General features: G+C 71.8%; 21 protein-coding genes. 8 read left to right on the top strand and 13 right to left on the bottom strand.

The genetic code is table 11. The features are described from left to right. Positions 1–58: 58 nt before the first annotated feature. From ACLV7J_RS05620 to ACLV7J_RS05605, 4 genes are all read right to left on the bottom strand, one after another. Entirely contained in the window at positions 59–202 is a 144-nt protein-coding gene (locus ACLV7J_RS05620; protein WP_255128755.1) for a hypothetical protein, read from the bottom strand. Positions 203–299: 97 nt separating this feature from the next. Next, the gene (locus tag ACLV7J_RS05615; protein WP_411868133.1) at positions 300–1,514 is read right to left on the bottom strand and encodes a CobW family GTP-binding protein; all 1,215 of its coding nucleotides are present in this window, start codon (positions 1,512–1,514) and stop codon (positions 300–302) included. A 118-nt stretch (positions 1,515–1,632) separates the two neighbouring features. Further along, complete coding sequence (locus ACLV7J_RS05610; RefSeq protein WP_411868132.1) at positions 1,633–3,234, bottom strand: iron uptake porin; 1,602 nt, start codon at positions 3,232–3,234, stop codon at positions 1,633–1,635. A 227-nt stretch (positions 3,235–3,461) separates the two neighbouring features. After that, positions 3,462–4,496, bottom strand: coding sequence for a metal ABC transporter substrate-binding protein (locus tag ACLV7J_RS05605; protein WP_411868131.1), 1,035 nt, complete (start codon positions 4,494–4,496; stop codon positions 3,462–3,464). A gap of 111 nt (positions 4,497–4,607) precedes the next feature. On the opposite strand from ACLV7J_RS05605, the gene ACLV7J_RS05600 reads away from it, so the two are divergent. Beyond that, complete coding sequence (locus ACLV7J_RS05600; protein ID WP_411868130.1) at positions 4,608–5,276, top strand: metal ABC transporter ATP-binding protein; 669 nt, start codon at positions 4,608–4,610, stop codon at positions 5,274–5,276. A gap of 23 nt (positions 5,277–5,299) precedes the next feature. On the opposite strand, the gene ACLV7J_RS05595 is transcribed toward ACLV7J_RS05600, so the two are convergent. Further along, the gene (locus ACLV7J_RS05595) at positions 5,300–5,704 is read right to left on the bottom strand and encodes a Fur family transcriptional regulator (RefSeq protein ID WP_411868129.1); all 405 of its coding nucleotides are present in this window, start codon (positions 5,702–5,704) and stop codon (positions 5,300–5,302) included. A gap of 103 nt (positions 5,705–5,807) precedes the next feature. On the opposite strand from ACLV7J_RS05595, the gene ACLV7J_RS05590 reads away from it, so the two are divergent. Continuing rightward, complete coding sequence (locus tag ACLV7J_RS05590; RefSeq protein WP_411868128.1) at positions 5,808–6,602, top strand: metal ABC transporter permease; 795 nt, start codon at positions 5,808–5,810, stop codon at positions 6,600–6,602. 30 nt (positions 6,603–6,632) lie between these two features. Here ACLV7J_RS05590 and ACLV7J_RS05585 read toward each other — a convergent pair whose 3' ends face one another. Genes ACLV7J_RS05585 through ACLV7J_RS05570 form a run of 4 tightly spaced genes read right to left on the bottom strand, consistent with a single transcriptional unit; the run spans position 6,633 to position 10,183 of the window. Further along, on the bottom strand, positions 6,633–7,985 hold the full coding sequence (locus ACLV7J_RS05585; RefSeq protein WP_411868127.1) for a hypothetical protein: 1,353 nt from the start codon (positions 7,983–7,985) through the stop codon (positions 6,633–6,635). After that, positions 7,982–8,677: a TIGR03943 family putative permease subunit gene (locus ACLV7J_RS05580; protein ID WP_411868126.1), complete on the bottom strand. Its 696-nt coding sequence runs from the start codon at positions 8,675–8,677 to the stop codon at positions 7,982–7,984. The genes ACLV7J_RS05585 and ACLV7J_RS05580 overlap by 4 nt, the downstream gene beginning before the upstream one ends. Beyond that, positions 8,677–9,711 (bottom strand): permease, encoded by a 1,035-nt coding sequence (locus tag ACLV7J_RS05575; RefSeq protein WP_411868125.1) that lies wholly within the window; start codon positions 9,709–9,711, stop codon positions 8,677–8,679. The genes ACLV7J_RS05580 and ACLV7J_RS05575 overlap by 1 nt, the downstream gene beginning before the upstream one ends. A gap of 10 nt (positions 9,712–9,721) precedes the next feature. Continuing rightward, positions 9,722–10,183 carry a 6-carboxytetrahydropterin synthase gene (locus ACLV7J_RS05570; RefSeq protein WP_411868124.1) on the bottom strand — a complete coding sequence of 154 codons (462 nt, stop codon included), beginning with the start codon at positions 10,181–10,183 and terminating at the stop codon, positions 9,722–9,724. 236 nt (positions 10,184–10,419) lie between these two features. Between ACLV7J_RS05570 and hisIE the strand changes: the two genes are divergently transcribed. Then, on the top strand, positions 10,420–11,076 hold the full coding sequence (gene hisIE, locus ACLV7J_RS05565) for a bifunctional phosphoribosyl-AMP cyclohydrolase/phosphoribosyl-ATP diphosphatase HisIE (RefSeq protein WP_411868177.1): 657 nt from the start codon (positions 10,420–10,422) through the stop codon (positions 11,074–11,076). Positions 11,077–11,081: 5 nt separating this feature from the next. Here hisIE and ACLV7J_RS05560 read toward each other — a convergent pair whose 3' ends face one another. Next, on the bottom strand, positions 11,082–11,945 hold the full coding sequence (locus ACLV7J_RS05560; RefSeq protein ID WP_411868123.1) for a peptidase: 864 nt from the start codon (positions 11,943–11,945) through the stop codon (positions 11,082–11,084). Further along, entirely contained in the window at positions 11,945–12,439 is a 495-nt protein-coding gene (locus tag ACLV7J_RS05555) for a DUF2214 family protein (protein WP_411868122.1), read from the bottom strand. Before ACLV7J_RS05555 ends, ACLV7J_RS05560 begins: the two co-directional genes overlap by 1 nt. A 369-nt stretch (positions 12,440–12,808) precedes the next feature. On the opposite strand from ACLV7J_RS05555, the gene ACLV7J_RS05550 reads away from it, so the two are divergent. From ACLV7J_RS05550 to ACLV7J_RS05530, 5 genes are all read left to right on the top strand, one after another. Next, the gene (locus ACLV7J_RS05550) at positions 12,809–13,732 is read left to right on the top strand and encodes a sigma-70 family RNA polymerase sigma factor (protein WP_411868121.1); all 924 of its coding nucleotides are present in this window, start codon (positions 12,809–12,811) and stop codon (positions 13,730–13,732) included. Positions 13,733–13,845: 113 nt separating this feature from the next. Beyond that, positions 13,846–14,268 (top strand): YkvA family protein, encoded by a 423-nt coding sequence (locus tag ACLV7J_RS05545; protein WP_411868120.1) that lies wholly within the window; start codon positions 13,846–13,848, stop codon positions 14,266–14,268. Beyond that, entirely contained in the window at positions 14,268–14,591 is a 324-nt protein-coding gene (locus ACLV7J_RS05540) for a hypothetical protein (protein ID WP_411868119.1), read from the top strand. The genes ACLV7J_RS05545 and ACLV7J_RS05540 overlap by 1 nt, the downstream gene beginning before the upstream one ends. An 87-nt stretch (positions 14,592–14,678) precedes the next feature. After that, positions 14,679–14,957 carry a hypothetical protein gene (locus tag ACLV7J_RS05535; protein ID WP_411868118.1) on the top strand — a complete coding sequence of 93 codons (279 nt, stop codon included), beginning with the start codon at positions 14,679–14,681 and terminating at the stop codon, positions 14,955–14,957. After that, complete coding sequence (locus ACLV7J_RS05530) at positions 14,954–15,496, top strand: phosphate-starvation-inducible PsiE family protein (RefSeq protein ID WP_411868117.1); 543 nt, start codon at positions 14,954–14,956, stop codon at positions 15,494–15,496. The genes ACLV7J_RS05535 and ACLV7J_RS05530 overlap by 4 nt, the downstream gene beginning before the upstream one ends. Here ACLV7J_RS05530 and ACLV7J_RS05525 read toward each other — a convergent pair. Together ACLV7J_RS05525 and ACLV7J_RS05520 are read right to left on the bottom strand one after the other, a co-directional pair. After that, positions 15,408–15,944: a Nif11 domain/cupin domain-containing protein gene (locus ACLV7J_RS05525; protein WP_411868116.1), complete on the bottom strand. Its 537-nt coding sequence runs from the start codon at positions 15,942–15,944 to the stop codon at positions 15,408–15,410. The genes ACLV7J_RS05530 and ACLV7J_RS05525 overlap by 89 nt on opposite strands. Before the next feature lie 20 nt (positions 15,945–15,964). Beyond that, positions 15,965–16,468, bottom strand: a complete 504-nt coding sequence (locus ACLV7J_RS05520; RefSeq protein WP_411868115.1) for an N-acetyltransferase family protein — start codon at positions 16,466–16,468, stop codon at positions 15,965–15,967. Positions 16,469–16,529 lie beyond the last annotated feature (61 nt).

Here is a 16,529-nt window from a genome sequence, read left to right as displayed (position 1 = left end):
GGCTGCCGGCCTTGGATTTGATCGGGGGCTGGAGGCCGCGGAATGGATTCCGGGGGGTTCAGCGGGACTGGCGCGCCCGCACCGGCACCAGCACGGGCTGCATCAGGCCGCCGCCACCGTTGTCGTCATCGGAGCCGGCGGTGAGCCAGTAGGCCAGGCCGAACAGCGCCAGGACAGCGGTGAAAAGCACGACATCGGCCATGGAGCTCGGCTCGGGTCGCCCCAACCTAGCCAGGGTTTTTGGGGCGGGTGTGTTCGGTGATGCCGTTGTTGAGGGACGGGTCTCCGCTGCCCATGGCTCAGGCGAAGCCCTTGCCGGCGTGCTTCGCCACGCAGGCCTGCAGCTGCTTGCGCAGCTGGGCGTGGTCCATGTTCTTGCCGATCAGCACCAGCTGGTTGCGGCGCTCGCCCGTCCAGGGGGTGTCGTCGATGGAGAAGCGCTTGCCGGCCAGGTGGAACACGTGCCGCTTGTCGCTCTCGTTGAACCAGAGGATGCCCTTGGCGCGGAACACGCCGGCGGGCAGCTGGTTGTCAAGGAAGTTCTGGAACTTGCGCAGGGCGAAGGGGCCGTCGCTGCTGAAGGAGAGCGAGGTGAAGCCTTCGATCGCGTGCTGATCGGCGGCGTGGGCGTGATCGTGGCTGTGATTGTGCCCGTGGTTGTGATCGTGGTCGTGCCCGTGGTCGTGATGACTGTGGTCATGACCATGGTCGTGGCTGCTGTGGCCGTGGCCATGGCTGCCGTGGTCATGGCCGGCGGCTTCGTGCTCGCAGTGGCCGTGGTCGTGGTCGCAGCCGCTGTGGTCATGGCCATCGGCGGGCTGCTCCTGCAGCGCCACCTTGTCCGATTCGAACAGGCCCACGCTCAGCAGCAGCGGCAGGCTCACCTCGCCCTTCACCGAGCGCAGGATGCGGGCGTCGGTCTTGATCTCCCGCAGGTGCTGTTCCAGCTGCTCCAGCCGCTCCTCGCTCACCAGATCGCACTTGTTGAGCAGCAGGATGTCGCCGTACACCACCTGGGCGCGGGCCACGTCGCCCTCCAGGATCGTGTCGTTGAAGTTCTCGGCGTCGATCAGGGTGATGATCGAGTCGAGCCGGGTCTGCTCACGCAGATCGCTGCCCAGGAAGGTCATCGCCACCGGCAGCGGATCGGCCAGGCCGGTGGTCTCCACCACGAGGTAATCCACCGGGTCGGGCCGATCCAGGATCCGATCCACCGCCTCCAGCAGCTCGCCGTTGATCGAGCAGCAGATGCAGCCGTTGCTCAGCTCCACCATGTCCTCGCCGGTGGCGATGACCAGGTCGTTGTCGATGCCGATCTCGCCGAATTCATTCACCAGCACGGCGGTCTTCACACCCTGCTGATTGCTGAGGATGTGGTTCAGCAGCGTCGTCTTGCCGGCCCCCAGGAAGCCGGTGAGGATCGTCACCGGCAGGGGAGGCCGCAGGGCCTCCGGTTCAGGTCCGCCGGCCGGAGCCGTGGCGGGGCTGGTGCTGGCGGCTGGGGTGGCGGTCATGGTGCGGAGGGAACCGGAGGGGCTGCGGGACGGCATCCCGGACCCCAGTCTGGCGCCCCGCCGGGGTCGCCCAGGGGGGCCGGGTTGTGGGGGTCGGGGATACCGCCCAGGCCCCCGTTCAGAAGTGGAAGGAGGTCTTCACCAGGCCACCCAGCTGGTGGAAGCTCTCGCCGGCCGGAGTGTCCCCTCCCAGGGGACGGCTCAGATAGAAGAGCGCCGGGGTGATGGCGATCCGGTCGGTCACCTGGAACTTGTACCACCCCTCCCAGACCAGGTTGCCGTCGTTCGGGGTGTCTCCCCCCTGGAGGCTGGTGGCGAAGGTGGGCTGCCCCACCGCCAGGCCCAGGGCGTTGCCCTTGAGGAAGGCGTCCTGCCATTGCAGACCCACGCTCCACGACTGGCTGGTGGCCACCAGGCCGTCGCTGCTGAGGCCGTCGCTGCTGACGTCGTCGTTGGCGTGGCTGGCGTAGGTGCTGGTGTTGAGGCCCCAGCCGGCGCTGATCGAGGGGATCCAGCCCGACTGGGAGGGTTGCCAGTAACCGCTGAGGCCGAAGGCGGAGGTGTTGCCGGGATTGGCGTAGCTGTTCAGGGTGAAGTTGGTGCCGTAGGTGATCAGATCGTTGGCGTTCTGGATGTAGGAGTAGATGGCGGCGAGGCCCCATTGCTCCGTGGTGTAGCCGATCTGAACGGTTCCCGTGCCGCCGGCCCCGGCTGTCGCCAGTCCGCCCGTGTCGGGGTTGCCCACGTCACCGTTGGCGGCCACGTAGTTGGCGCTGATGGCGAATCCGTTCTTCTGCCACCACACGCCGGCCCCGGACCCCTGGTTCTTGTTGTAGGCGGCCGGTGCGCCGCCGAGGGTCAGCACGTCCAGCACCGTGTCCGCGGGATAGACGCTGGGCCAGATCGCCAGCATGTCGTCCTGCCCCACAACACCCCCAACGGTGATGGTGAAATCCCCCACGGGAAACTGATAGAAGAGGCGATCGATGGCCACCACATCGCCGCAGTCGCTGCCGGTGCCGCAGTCCTCCTGGAAGGCCACCTCCAGCTGCGAGAGGCTGCTGGGGCCTGCGCCACCGAAGCTGTTGCTCGGGATGTCGAAGTTGCCCGCCCGCAGATTGGTGCGCAGTAGATCCTTGCCGCTGAAGCTGGTGTCGAAGGTGAGCTGCAGGTCGTAATTGAACGTGGCGGCGCCGAAGTCGCGCCGGCTGCCCGTCACCAGATCCGAGGCGGAGCCGCCGAAGCCGTTGGCCCCCACCACGAACGTGGCCTGGCCGCTGAGCTTGGTGGTGGTGGAGAACCGGGTGGCCTCCAGCTCACCCACCTTGGCCTCCAGGTCATCCATGCGGCCCTTCAGCACGGCGAGTTCCTTCTCAAACTCCTTCATCAGGCGCTTCAGCTCGTCGGTCACCTCGGTGATCCGGTCGAGGCAGGCGTTCAGCAGGGCGGCCGCCTCGTAGCGGGTCATCGCCTGCTGGCCCTTGACGGTGCCGTTGGGGTAGCCGGCCACGCAGCCGTAGCGCTCGATCAGGTTGCTCAGCGCCTGGTAGGCCCAGTCGGTGGGCTGCACGTCCGAGAACTGGGTGATCGAGGTCACCTGCTCGTTGGAGCTGGCGTACGGGTTGACGCCGGCGATGTTGAGATCAGCGGCGGACGCGGCCACCGGAGCCATCAGGCCCAGGGAGGCAGGTACCAGCAGCAGATTCTTGAAGAGTTTCATGCTCCTCAGAGCGATCGGGATGTCCGGATTGCTGCGGGCCTCCGGAGGGTGGCCAGACCGTAGGTCGTGTTGCGGCGGATGGGCGGAGGCCTGAGGCGCTCGGCCGTGCCTTTGCTCACATCCGCGGGTTCTGCCGTCGACAGGACCGGTGCCCGAGCCGTTGGGCTCCAGAAGCTGCAGCACATCAGGGCCGGAACCCCGGCGGTGGCGGCGGATCGCTTCAGGCATCACCGGATGGCCTCCCACTGGCGGATCAGCTGGCGTTGGCCCTTCCGGTCGCACTGGCCCCCGAGGCCCTCGGCGATCGCGCAGGTGTTCCCCGTCAGGGTGAGCAGCAGGTTGCCGTCGCCGTCGCTGCCTGCGGCCAGGCCATCGGCCAGGAGGGGCTGGGCAGCCAGGGGCACGCCGCTCAGGCTGCTGATGCGCTCCAGGTTGCGGGGGGCAGGCTGCTGTTCGGCAAACAGGATCGGCACCCGCTCCTGCTTCAGCTGACGGACCACGGCTTCGAAGGCCTGGGGCCGCAGGCTGTTGCTGCTGCTGCTGCCATCCACGATGGCCAGTTCCCGCAGCCCGTAGCGCCGGGCGAGGCTGGTGAAGGCCCGATGGCCGCTGGCCAGCGGTGGTGCCTGGCCGTTGGCGTCGCGGGGGATGGTGGCCAGCTGGCGGCGGTTCCACTGGTCCAGGGCCGCGAGCAGGGTGGTCATCGTGCTGGCGCGGCGCCGGATCGCCGGTGCGGCCGTGGGTGCGAGCTGGGCCAGCCGCTCGCTGACAAGACGGACCATGGCGCTGGCCTGGCGCGGGTCGTGCCAGACGTGGGGATCCTGGCTGCCATGGTCGTGGTGGTCATGGTCATGGCCCCCGGCGGTGGGCGGCAGGGGCTGGGCAGCCCCCGGCAGCTGCGGGCTCTCCGGCACCGCCAGTTCGGCGACGGGGACGGCCCCCGGCAGGCCGGCGACGGAGGGGGTGAGGCCGTAGCCGTTGATCAGCACCAGGGCGGCGCCGGCCAGGTCCCGCTTCTGGGCTGGGGTGAGCCGGAACTGGTGGGGGTCGTCGCCGGGGGCCAGCAGGCAGCGCACGCGCAGGTCGGGGCCCGCCAGCCGGGTGGTGAGGTCGCAGAGCACCCCGTCGGCGGCCACCACCATGGGAGCCGTGCTGCCCCCCGTTGGCTCCCGCGGGCTGGGGCCGCAGGCCGAGAGCCCCAGGGCGAGGCCGAGAAGGGGCGGAGCCAGGCCGGCAGCCAGGGCAGGGCGGAGCGCGGGCACGGCAGGCACGGGGACTGGGCGAATGATAACGGTTCTCATGCCTGTGGTCCGACTAGGTTTGGTTCGGCTGCTTCTGCTGGTCTCCTGGCGCTTGAAGTTCGCGATCTCTGTGTGCGTCGCGGCACCGGCCTGGCCCTGGAGAACGTGGGGTTCCGGCTGGAGCCCGGCAGTCTCACGGCGCTGGTCGGTCCCAATGGCGCCGGCAAGAGCACCCTGCTGCAGGCCATTGAGGGGCAGCTCACCCCCGTCGCCGGTTCGATCCGGCTCGACGGCCACCCCCTCAGCCCTGCCCTGGCACGGCAAGGGCTGGCCCTGATGCCCCAGCGGAGCGAGATCGCCTGGCACTTCCCGATCACGGTGCGGGAGCTGGTGTCCCTCGGCCGACTCTCCGCCACTCGCCCCGGCTGCTGCGATGTGGAGGCGGCGCTGCAGCGGGTCGGCATCGCCGATCTGGCCGGCCGCCGCCTCGATCAGCTCTCCGGCGGTCAGCAGCAGCGCGCCCTGCTGGCCCGCACCCTGGTGCAGTCCGCCCGGGTGCTGCTGCTGGATGAACCCTGCGCCGCCATCGATCCGCCCTCCCGCACCCAGCTGCTCGGGGTGATGGGCCAGCTGCGCGACGCCGGCTTCACCCTGCTGGTCAGCAGCCACGACTGGGGTCTGGACCTGGACAGCTACGACCGGGTGCTGGTGCTGGACCGTTGCCTGCTCGCCGACGGCACCCCCGCCCAGGTGCGCCAGTCCCTCGGGGAGCTGCGGGTCGGCAACCACTGCTGCGGCTGAGACGGCTGCGCTTGCGGTCGCCCCTAGGGCTGGGCCTGCCGTTGCTGGCAGGCTTCGCAGAGGCCGAAGAATTCCAGGGTGTGGAACAGCAGCCGGAAGCCTCCGGTCTGCGGGCCGTGCAGGTGGACGTCATGCATCGGGCAGTGCTCCAGCACCACGCTGAGGCCGCAGTCCACGCAGGTGAGGTGGTGTTCGTCCCGGTCCGTGGGGGCGAACAGGGCCTCACCGCTGGGCAGGTGGCGGCAGCGCACCAGCCCCCGCTGCTGCAGCTGGCGCAGGTGCCGGTACACCGTGGCCAGGCCCATGGTCTGGGGGCCCTGGCGCAGCAGGGCGTGCAGGTCCTGGCCGGAGAGCTCCCGGTCGGCCCGGCGCAGCTGCTCCAACAACTGCTGCTGCCGTTCGCTGGGCGCGGCAACCTGGAGGGGCATGGCCGGGGGATGGGGGCGGCTGGCCCCGATCCTATGGAGGGCTCCGGTCGCCGTTCTCCCTGCTGCCATCCCCCCTGCGTCCTGTGCTGCCTGTTTCCCCGCGATGAGTGACGTCTGGTGGGGTCTGCCCCTGGTCCTGGCCCTGCTGATCGGGGCCCTCTGCCCGCTCACCGGCACCCTGCTGCTGGTGCAGCGGCGGCTGTTCCAGGCCAACCTCATCTCCCACGCCGTGCTGCCGGGCCTGGCCCTGGCGGTGGCCCTGCGCCTGGATCCCGGTGTCGGCGGCGTGGTGACTGGGGTGGCGGGGGCGCTGCTGGCCGAGCGGCTCAGCCGCGCGGAGCGGGCCGATCCGGGTGGCGATGAGGCGGTGCTCAACACCGTGCTGGCCGGCTTCCTGGGCCTCGGTGTGCTGCTGATCCCCCTGCTGCACATCCGGGTGGATCTGGAGGCGGTGCTGTTCGGCGACCTGCTGGCCGCCGGTCCGGTCGATCTGCTGCGCACCCTCCTGGCCCTGGCGGCCCTGGGCCTGCTGCTGGCCCTGCGCTACCGCCAGCTCGTCTATCTCGGCGTGGATCCCACGGGCGCCGCCAGCGCTGGGCTGCCGGTGCGGCGCCTGCGGCTGCTGCTCACCCTGGTCACGGCCTTCACCGTGGTGAGTGCCATGACGGCGGTGGGGGTGGTGCTGGTGATCGCCCTGATGGGCGCGCCGGCCCTGGTGGCCCTGGTCGGCGCCACAAGCCTGCGCCAGGCCCTGCTGCGGGCCGCCCTGGTGGGGTTGGCCCTCAGCGCGGGAGGCTTCCTGCTGGCGATCCAGCCGGCGGTCAACCTGCCGCCGGGGCCCCTGATCGGGGTGCTGTGCATGGGGCTGCTGCCCCTGGCGGCCCTGCGGCGGGCCTGAAGGGGCGGCCGGCAGCGCCTCCGTTGCCCCTCAGCCGGCCGTGAGCCACTGCACCTGGCGCACCGGCCTGTCCAGCAGCCTGAGCTTGAGGCTGCCCGCCTCGATCAGGGCCGGCCGGGCGGCGTCGGCCACCCCCGGACTGTTGGCGCCCTGGCGGCGCAGGGCCAGCAGCAGCTGGCGGCGGGTGGCATCGAACTGCAGCCCCGTGCCCGGCTCCAGTTCCCAGCCCGCCAGCGATCGGCGTGCCACCAGCCGGCCACGCCGATCGAGGACCAGCAGCTCGAGCCTGGGCCGTTCCAGCCCCGCACTCACCAGGGCCCAGACCCGCTCGCCGCCCCGCTCACAGGCGACGGCGAGCAGGGCTTCGCTCCCCAGCCACAGCTGCCGCGGCGCCTGGCCCGGCTCCACCAGCTCCAGGGAGCGGCGGAAGTCGGGCCAGTGCCGCCGCAGCAGGGCCCGGCCGCCCACGGGGCAGAAGCCGAGCAGGTCGCGGCTGCCGGGTAGCAGCTGCCGCCGGGGGGGCTGCCCCGGCAGGGCCTGCAGGCTCAGGCCCTCCAGCTGCGGCACCACCACCCCACTGCCCTCCGGCAGCAGCTGCATCGGCCCGCTGCTGGTCTGGGGCAGGGCCAGGCGGCGGCCATCCCGGCGCCGCAGGGTCGTGCTGGTGCCGGCCAGGACCTGGCTCCCCGCCTGCACCAGCAGATCGCCGCGGCGGTTGCTGCTCAGGTGGGCGAACACCAGCGGCTGCTCCGACAGCCGCTCCAGGCGGCCGATCTCCGGTTCCCGCAGCGGCGCGGCGGCCCCATCGCGCCCAGCGCCGCTGAGGTTGTGCTGGCGCAGCGGCAGGCGCCAGACGCTCTGGCGGCCGGCGCCGTCGGTGGCGGCGAAGGCGAGGGCGGAGCCGTCGCCGAGGGGCGTGAGGGTGGGGATCGCCGGCCAGATCGGCGAGAGCGGTCTCCAGCGGCCGTCGTGGCCCAGCAGCTGGACCTGCTCGCCGCCGGCCAGGGCCACCACCGCCAGCAGGCGCGGCCGCGGGTCCCAGCGCCAGCGCTGGGGCGCCAGGGCCAGGCCGCGGCGGTCCTGGCCGGCCACCTCCAGCTGCAGCGGTTCCGCCACGGTCTGACCGCTGCCGAGCAGCAGCCGCAGCGGCGTGCCGTCGCCCAGCCACTGGTGCGGCAGCGGCGGCGTCAGCCGGCTGTCCCTGGCCACGCTGGCGTTCTGCATCGGCCGGCTGAAGCGCAGGTCCAGGGCGGCCGGCCCCGAACTGGCGGGGGCCGCCGCCAGGGACTCCAGCCGCGGCGGCCGCCTCAGCAGCAGCTGTTGCTGCAGCAGGGCCAGCAGCACCCCCCCCGCCAGCACCAGGGCGCCCGTCCGGGTGCTCATGGCTCCAGGGGCCGGGCCGGCCGGCGGATCGGGGTGATCCGGCGCGGGATCACCACGTTGCGCAGCTGGTCTCCGTGGCGCTCCACGGCCATCACGCCCTGGAGTTCCAGCCACTGGTCCGCCCGGGGCTGGCGGCCCGGCGGCCAGCGCACCGCCAGGCCCACGGGCGTGGCGTCGGCCAGGCAGCAGCGCACCAGCAGCCGCGACAGCTGGGGACGGTCGCCGGGCTGGGGCAGCACGAAGCCGCTGATGCGCACGGGATCCCCGTCGTGCAGGGCGGGATCGGGCTGGCTGCGCAGCAGGCGCACCCAGTCGGTGAGGCTGCGCTCCGCCGGGGGCAGCACGAAGTTCAGCTCCGGCTCCTCCAGCTGTTCGGAGGGGCGGTTGGCCGCCAGGTTCGCGAAGGAGGGATTGGGGGGCAGCGCCAGCACCGCCAGGGCGGCGCCGGCCGCCAGCAGCCACACCAGCTGGCGGCGGCGCTCCCCCGCCAACGGCCGCCCGCTCCGGGCCCGGCGCCCGTGGAGGGTCAGCCCCAGATCCAGCAGTGCCAGGCCCAGCAGCAGCACGCCGCTCCCCCACACCAGCGGATGGAAGTCGGCCCTCAGCAGCAGATCCAGCCGTCCGGCGAGGCTGCTCTGCAGCAGCACGGCCCCCCAGAGGGCCAGCCCAAGCGCGCGCAGGCCGGTCTCCATCACAGCCGCAGCAGGTTGACCCATTGGCCGATCAGCAGCACCGCCAGGCTGGCGCCCGCCACCGTGAGGGCAATGGCCCGGGGCCGCAGCAGCACCCCGAACAGCCCCACGAGCTTCAGATCCACCACCGGCCCCAGCACCAGAAACGCCAGCAGGGCGCCGGGGGTCACCTGGGCGGCGAAGCCCAGGGCCAGGAAGGCATCCACGCTGGAGCACACCGACACCACCACCGCCAGGGCCATCAGGCTGAGGATCGAGAGGGTGGGGGCCCTGCCCACCGCCAGCAGCCAGCTGCGCGGCAGCAGGGTCTGCACCAGGGCGGCGATGGCGCAGCCCAGCACCAGCAGGGCCGCCAGGTCGAGAAACTCGCGGCCGCCGTGCTCCAGCACCTCGGCCAGCGGGGGTCTGGCGGCGGAGCCGCCAGTGGCTGCCGGGGCCGGGGGCGCCAGGCCTGCCGGAGCCGCCGGCAGCCCCACCAGCCCGCTGCGCCGCTCCAGCAGCCCCACGGCGCTCAGGGGCTGGCTGAGCCGCCGCTCCGCCAGCACCTCGGGCACCAGCAGCTCCGCCTCCGGCAGCAGCCGTAGCAGGCTGGCCAGCACCAGGGCCACCGCCAGGGCGCCCAGGGGCCGGGCGGCCAGCAGCCAGGGCTGGTTCGGGAAGGCCGCCCAGGTGCTGGCCAGCACGATCGGGTTCAGCACCGGAGCGGCGAACAGGAAGCCAAGGGCGGTGCCCAGGGGGGCACCGCCCGCCAGCAGCCGCCGGGCCACCGGCACGTTGCCGCACTCGCAGGCCGGCAGGGCGAAGCCCAGGGCGGCGCCGGTGAGGGGGCCGAGCAGGGGATGGCGGGGCAGCCGCTGCAGCCATTGCCCGCCCGGCGCCAGCCAGCGGGCCAGGGCGGCGATGCTGACCCCCAGCAGCAGGAAGGGCAGCGCCTCCAGCAGCAGGCCCTGAAACACGGCCCAGGCGGTGACCAGCCGCGCCGGAATGCTCAGCGCCGGTGCGCTCAGCTCAAGCAGCAGGGCCGGGAGCACCATCGCGGCGGACTCAGCCCTTGAACCAGTCCGGCAGCCGCTCGAAGCAGGCCGCGTTCCTGGCGTTCTCGCGGGCCTCCACCTTCCAGCAGCAGCTGCGGCCCTGCTCGCGGCCCTGCAGCAGCGCGTTGGCCCAGCCCCACACCAGCTCGGCGCTGGCCTCCATGCCCACATTCGCCATCACCCGCAGGTCCAGGGCGCCCTGCTCATGCAGGGCCTGCCACTGGGCCAGCAGCGGATCGTCGGCATTCACCAGGAAGGTGTGGTCGAACTGGGCGGTCAGCTGCGCCTCCAGCTCCTTGAGGCTCGAGAAGTCCACCACAAAGCCGTGCACATCCAGCTCGCGGGCCCGGAACCAGAAGGTGAAGCTGCGGCTGTAGCCGTGCACAAAGCGGCAGTGGCCCGGATGCCGCCACTGGCGGTGGCTGCAGGGAAAGCCACTGAAGGTCTTGCTGCAGGTGAAGGCCCCGGCCATGGCGCGCGCTTGCTGCTGTCATCTTCAACGAACGGGTGGGTCAGCTGACGGACGGGGGCGGATCGGGCGCTGGGGGAAGATCGAGCCAACCGGTTTCCCTGCCCGTGGCGGCCAGCCCCCAGCCCAGCGATCTCGGCACGACCCGCGCCGGTGACAGCGCCACCGGTCACGCCACGGACCCCGCCAGGGATGGCGCCACGGATGCCGCCCAAGCGTCCGGCTGGGATGCCGCGGCCATCGAGCAGCTGCTGGCCGGGCTGCGCTTCAACGACGCGGGCCTGATCCCGGCGGTGGCCCAGGACTGGCTCGACGGCGCCGTGCTGATGGTGGCCTGGATGAACCGGGAGGCGATCACCCGCACCCTGGCGAGCGGGGAGGTGCACTACTGGAGCCGCTCGCGCCAGGAGCTCTGGCACAAGGGCGCCACCAGCGGCCACCTCCAGACCCTCAAGGGCCTCCGCTACGACTGCGACGCCGACGTGCTGCTGCTCACGATCGAGCAGCGCGGCGACGTGGCCTGCCACACCGGCTCCCGCAGCTGCTTCTACGACGACGGCCTCGAGCCCACGGCCGGTGGCCCGGCCGCGGCGCCACCCCCGGCCGACGTGTGCACCGAGCTCATGCGGGTGATCGAGGGGCGCCGCGACCAGCCTGAGCCCGGCAGCTACACCAACAAGCTGCTGGAGGGCGGCGACAACCGCATCCTCAAGAAGATCGGCGAGGAGAGCGCCGAGTTCGTGATGGCCTGCAAGGACGACAACGCCGAGGAGATCGCCGGCGAGGCGGCCGATATCGTCTTCCACCTGCAGGTGGCCCTGGCCCACCACGGCGTCAGCTGGCGCCGGGTGCAGGAGGTGCTGGCCCGGCGGCGGGGGGCGCCGCGCCGCGGCTGACCGGATCAGGGGCGGCGATCAGCGCCGGCGGCCGGGCTAGTGCCGAGGGGCTGGCCGAACGGGGTGGGGTGCCGCCGCAGCCAGTCCAGGGTGGCCCGGTCCCGGGCCGTGAGCTGCAGCACGGGACGGCCGCCGGGCACCGCCGCCATCGCATCGCCAGGATCGGGGCTATGGCCCCACAGCCCGAAGCCGTGGCCCAGCTCATGCAGGGCCGTGGCCTGGATCGCCTCCTGGCGTTGATCCGGGCTGATCAGCACCCGCAGGCTCGGCTCCAGCCGCCAGCCTCCCTGGCGCTGCACCTCCAGCACGGTCAGCTCAGCGCGGCCGTGGCTGGCCCGCAGCCGGCCGCTGGCGTCGCTGCGGCGCGGTGGCCGGCGGCGCAGCAGCTGCAGATGGGCCCGCTCGGGCTCGTCCACGCGGGTGATCGGTAGCAGTGCCGTCCAGCTGGCCAGGGCCTGCTCCACGGCGCTGAGCCAGCGGCTCTCCAGCCAGGCCTGGGGCCCGGTGCCGCTGGCGGGCTCGATCCACACGCACCAGTGGGGCAGCAGCGGCGGCCCCCAGGGGGTGAAGCGGATGGCCTGGCGGTAGTCGGCGGCACCGCCGCCGGGGGCCGCCGGACCAGCTGCGCCGGGGACCGGAGCTGGGGATGTCAGCGCTGAGGGGACTGGGGCCAGGGCTGCTGGCGGTGGCGGGGCAGGCCGAACCGCCTGCTGCCTCGGGCATGGGGACGGTGCCCCGGCGTCGGTGGGTTCGGGCTGGGCCGCCATGGCGACGGGGGTTGAGCTCGCGGCCAGGACGGCCAGCAGGCCCAGGCTTCTGGCCAGACCCAGGCCTGGCCCCAGCCGCGGCCCCGGGACCCGCTCCGCCATCAGGCCGCGCCGGGCAGCCCCACGCCACGGGCCATCAGCGTGGCCAGCAGCGGAACGGCGGCGAAGCCCACCAGTTCGATGTTGAGGATCCAGCCCAGGCGGTTGGCGAGGGCCTCGCTCACCTGGGGCAGCTCGCCCTTGCGCAGCGGAATCGCCCAGAGGATGTAGGTGATCGTGGGATAGAGCGACAGGCCCCCCACCGCCAGGTAGGTGCCCACCTTCCACCAGAACAGGGGGTTTTCGGTGTAGAAGGCGCTGCCCTGGCCGAAGTAGAGCACCCGCAGGATGCCGCTGCCCAGCAGGGCGAGGGCCGCCAGGCCGTAGACGATGTCGGTGATCACCATCAAGGTGGCGTCCCGCTTGTTCGGGTTGGGCTGGATCAGGCGCCGCTCCAACACCAGGGCGCCGAAGCACACCATGAAGCTCAGGTAGTGCACGTAGGCCACTCCGGCGCGGGAGAGCACGTCGGGGGGGATCGCCGCGAGGCCGGCCATGGGGCACTGAGCATGGGAGGGCCCGACCGTAGCGAGCCGGCCCCTGGCCTGCGCACTCCACGCTGCGCTGCGATTGTCCTCCTGAGGGGGCGTGGTTGGTGGTGATTGACCGGAAAGTCTCCGGATTTGTGTTGCAAGTCAGGGACTCATTGTCTGCGGTTGTGAAGAACTAACACTGGATCTCTGGGGGCGGGCGGTGGCTGCAGCCGCTGGCTGGCTGGCGCTCCACTGCGCAGGCCAGAAAGGAAGCGGCTTGTGGGCGTCAATCCGAAGGAAATAGGTGGCCATTCGAGAAGTTGGAAGTCTTTCGGGTGGTTTCGCGGGGCCCAGTGAAACCCCCTAGGTTCAATTCAGTGACGACGGCAGACCATGGCGAGTTCGCTCAGTGCCTTCCTCGGTGAAATCGGTCGCCATCAGTTGTTGACTCCTGAACAGGAGCTCACCCTGGGCCGCAAAGTGCAGGCGATGGTGGCGCTGCACGAGCGCTGCAGTCTGGCCGGGGGCACCGGTGAAGCCTGCACCTATAGCGAGGTGGAACGACGTTCCATTCGTCTGGGGGAGCGGGCCAAGGATCAGATGATTACTGCCAATCTGCGCCTGGTGGTGAATCTGGCCAAGCGCTACCAGGGCAAGGGTCTGGATCTGCTGGATCTGATCCAGGAGGGCACCCTCGGTCTCACCCGCGCCGTGGAGAAGTACGACCCCACCCGCGGTCATCGCTTCAGCACCTATGCCTACTGGTGGATTCGTCAGGGATTGAACCGGGCCCTCTCCACCCAGAGCCGCACGATTCGCATCCCGGTGAATGTGAATGAGAAGCTCACCCGCCTGCGGGCCGCCAAGGCCCGGCTGCTGCAGGCCACGGGCCAGGCGCCCGGCCCCCGCGAGCTGGCCCGCGCCCTGGATCTGCCCCTCGTGGAGGTGGAAGACCTGCTCGGCTGCGAACTGCGCAGCGTCACCGTGAGCCTGCAGGGGGTGGTGAAGTCGAAGTCGGATCCCACCGAGCTGGTGGATGTGCTCCCCAGTGACGAGATGCCGCCGATGGAGCGGGCCGAGCTGGCGGAGCGCAGTGCCTCGGTGTGGAAGCTGCTGGACCAGTCGAACCTCACCCCCAAGGAGCGCACGGTGGTGATGCTCCGCTTCGGCCTCGACGGTGGCCACGAGTGGCGCACCCTGGCCGAGGTGGCACGCCAGCTGGGCTGCAGCCGCGAATACTGCCGCCAGGTGGTGCAGCGGGCCCTGCGCAAGCTGCGCAAGGCGGGCATCCAGAGCGGCCTGGTGGAGGCCGACTGAGGGGGCGGGCGGCTCCCGCCGGATAGCCGCCATCGATTGCCGCGCCAACCGCCCTGGGATTTCAGCGACAGCGCGCCCACACTGGACTCGTTCTTCGACAGCGGGGACCAGCCATGGCCTCGTCCCAATCGTCCTCCGGCGGTTCCGCCGGCGGCCCGTTTGCCAGCTCCGCCGCCCAGGCCGCCAGCGGCTTCGACGTGGAGGCCGAGGTGCTGGGCAGCAGTGAGGTGGATGAGGGGGCCCTGCGCCGCCTGCTGCGTCGGGCCGGCCGCACCCTGGCCCGCCCGGCCCTGGAGTGCCTGGAGCTGCTGCTCGATGGCAACACCCCGCCCCAGGTGCGGATCACCATGCTGGCGGCCCTCACCTACCTGCTGGTGCCCCTCGACCTGATCCCGGATTTCATCCCCGCCGCCGGCTTCAGCGACGACCTGGTGGCCCTGACGGCCCTGCTCGGTCTGTGCACCACCCACCTCAACGACGACATCCGGGCCCGGGCGCAGCGCAAACTGGATCGCTGGTTCCCCCCAGCGCGCTGATGGCCCCGCTGACGGCCGACGATCTCGACGATCTTCAGGCCTTCCTCAAGGACTGGTTGCGCCACAGCGGCCGCACCCAGTCCGACCTGCGCCGCGCCCTGCGGGCCAGTTCGATCCGCATGCCCGTGCTCCTGGAGGAGCTCATGGGCATCCATGGCCGCGAGGGCCTGGTGGGGCTGGCCGAGCGGCTCTGCGCCATCGAGTGCCTCTGGCAGGGCGAAGACCAGGGCGGCCAGGCGGATCTGGCCCCGGAACTGGAGGATTCCCTGGGCCAGCTGGATCTGCTGCTGCAGGAAATCCGGCTGGAGAGCGGCGAGAGCTGAGTTGGGCCGCCCGCCCAAGCCGTAGGTGACCTGCACCTTCCCAGCACCGTCCTGGCCGGCAGAGTGGGTGGAGACACCCCGCACCCCATGACGGCCTTTTCTGCCCATCCGATTCCAGTCCCGGGCCTGGGCCGCTGGCTGGGGACCCTGGCCGCCACCGCCGCTGCCCTGCTGCTGGGGGATCCGGTTCAGGCCCAGAGCGAGCGCTACCTGCTCGGCCCCGGCAGCACCGTGGGCCCCGCCACCCAGGTGGAGCCCAAGAACTGCGTCACCGCCGCCGATGGCGCCGTCACCTGCGACACCAAGCTGGTGAACCCCGTGGGTGACACGCCCGCCAAGCCCCAGTTCGATCCCTTCAAGAATTGAGCTCGCCCCTGCGTTTCCGCGGTCGGATCGGGCCCTGGGTGGAGGACGCGGGTTTCCTGCGCTTCATCCACGGCTTCGAGCGGATGATCGCCAAGGTGCTCTCCCTGGGGCTGGTGTTCGTGGTGCTGGTCGCCACGGCCCAGCTGCTCTGGTTCCTGGGCGCGGATCTGGCCGACCTGCGCGTCCAGTGGATCGGGGAGCCCCTGATCCATCTGCTGGATCAGATCCTGGTGATCCTGATCGCCCTGGAGGTGCTGCAGAACCTCACGGCCTACCTGCGCGAGCACGTGGTGCAGATCGAACTCGTGCTGATCACGGCCCTCACCGCCCTGGCGCGGAAGGTGATCGTGATGCCTCCCGGCATCCAGAAGGATCCGTCCGAACTGGTGGGGCTGGGGGCGGCGGTGCTGGCCCTGGCGGCGGCCTACTGGCTGGTGCGCCAGTCGCACATCACGCGGATGCCGACCAGAAGAGCGCTAACCACAGGGTCCCTGGAGTCGGATCCGTCGCCACCACCCGGTGGCGGCGGCCCGCCCTGATCAGCAGGCTGTCGCCCACGCACAGATCCCGGGGCTCCGGCTCGTCCTCGAACTGCAGCCGGGCACTGCCCCGCAGCACTAGCACCCACTCCGATTCGTCCTGCTGATACCAGAAGCCGGCGGGGCTGGCGGCGGCATTGGAGTGGATCCGCTCCAGCCGCAACCCGGGCGTCTGCAGCAGCACCTCCACCCGCTCCTGCCCCGGCTCCGGGGGTAGGCCCTCCAGCAGGTTGGGCTGGTCGGCGGGCCCGGGGGAGCGGCGGGCCGGCTGGTCGCCCCAGCGGCGGCCGATGTCGAAGCCGAAGCCGGCGGCCAGGGCCACCACTTCGTGGTGCGAGCTGCAGTCCCGCAGGGCCTGGCGCAGGGCCGGATCGGCCTCGCTCAGGGCCACGAAGGCGTTGAGCTGGGCGATCTTGGCGAGGAACTGCTGCAGCTGGGCTTCGGCCATCGGCCCAGTATCGGCAACGCTCAGGGGCCAGCCCCGGGCTCCCTGCTGGGGGGCGTCAGGTCCAGGGCCATGCGGAAGCGGCGGAAGCCGATGCCGCCGATGCGCAGCTCCTCGAGCCAGCTCACCCGCCAGCCCCGCCGCGCAAACAGCGGCCGCGACAGCACGCTGGCCTCCGTGCGCAGGGTCGCCACCCCCTGGCGCCTGGCCTGCTGCTCCAGGGCCTCCAGCAGGGCGGCGGCCCGTCCCTGGCGGGCGACGTCGGGGTGGCAGTAGAGCAGCGCCACCCGATCCGGCGGGTCCAGCACGGCGAAGGCCTGGGGCTGGCCGTCGTCGTCGCAGCTCACCAGGCCCCAGCCGCGATCGAGGCAGCGACACAGCGCGGGGGCGTCCGCCTCGGCCTGCCGGGCCCAGGCCTGCACCTGGGCCGGGTCGTAGCGCCCGGGGGCCAGGCCGCGGACGGCCGCGCGGTAGATCGCCAGCACCTGCGGCTGATCCCGGCTCTGCAGTCGGCGCAGGGTGACCATCGCCAGACCGTAGAAGCCGAAAGGGGCTGGTGGCCAGGCACCGTCCAGAGGGAGTCCGCCA

This window comes from Vulcanococcus limneticus LL (genome assembly GCF_943369875.1).
GTDB classification, from domain to species: domain Bacteria; phylum Cyanobacteriota; class Cyanobacteriia; order PCC-6307; family Cyanobiaceae; genus Vulcanococcus; species Vulcanococcus limneticus_A.
This window is presented reverse-complemented; position numbering and strand designations above follow the sequence as displayed.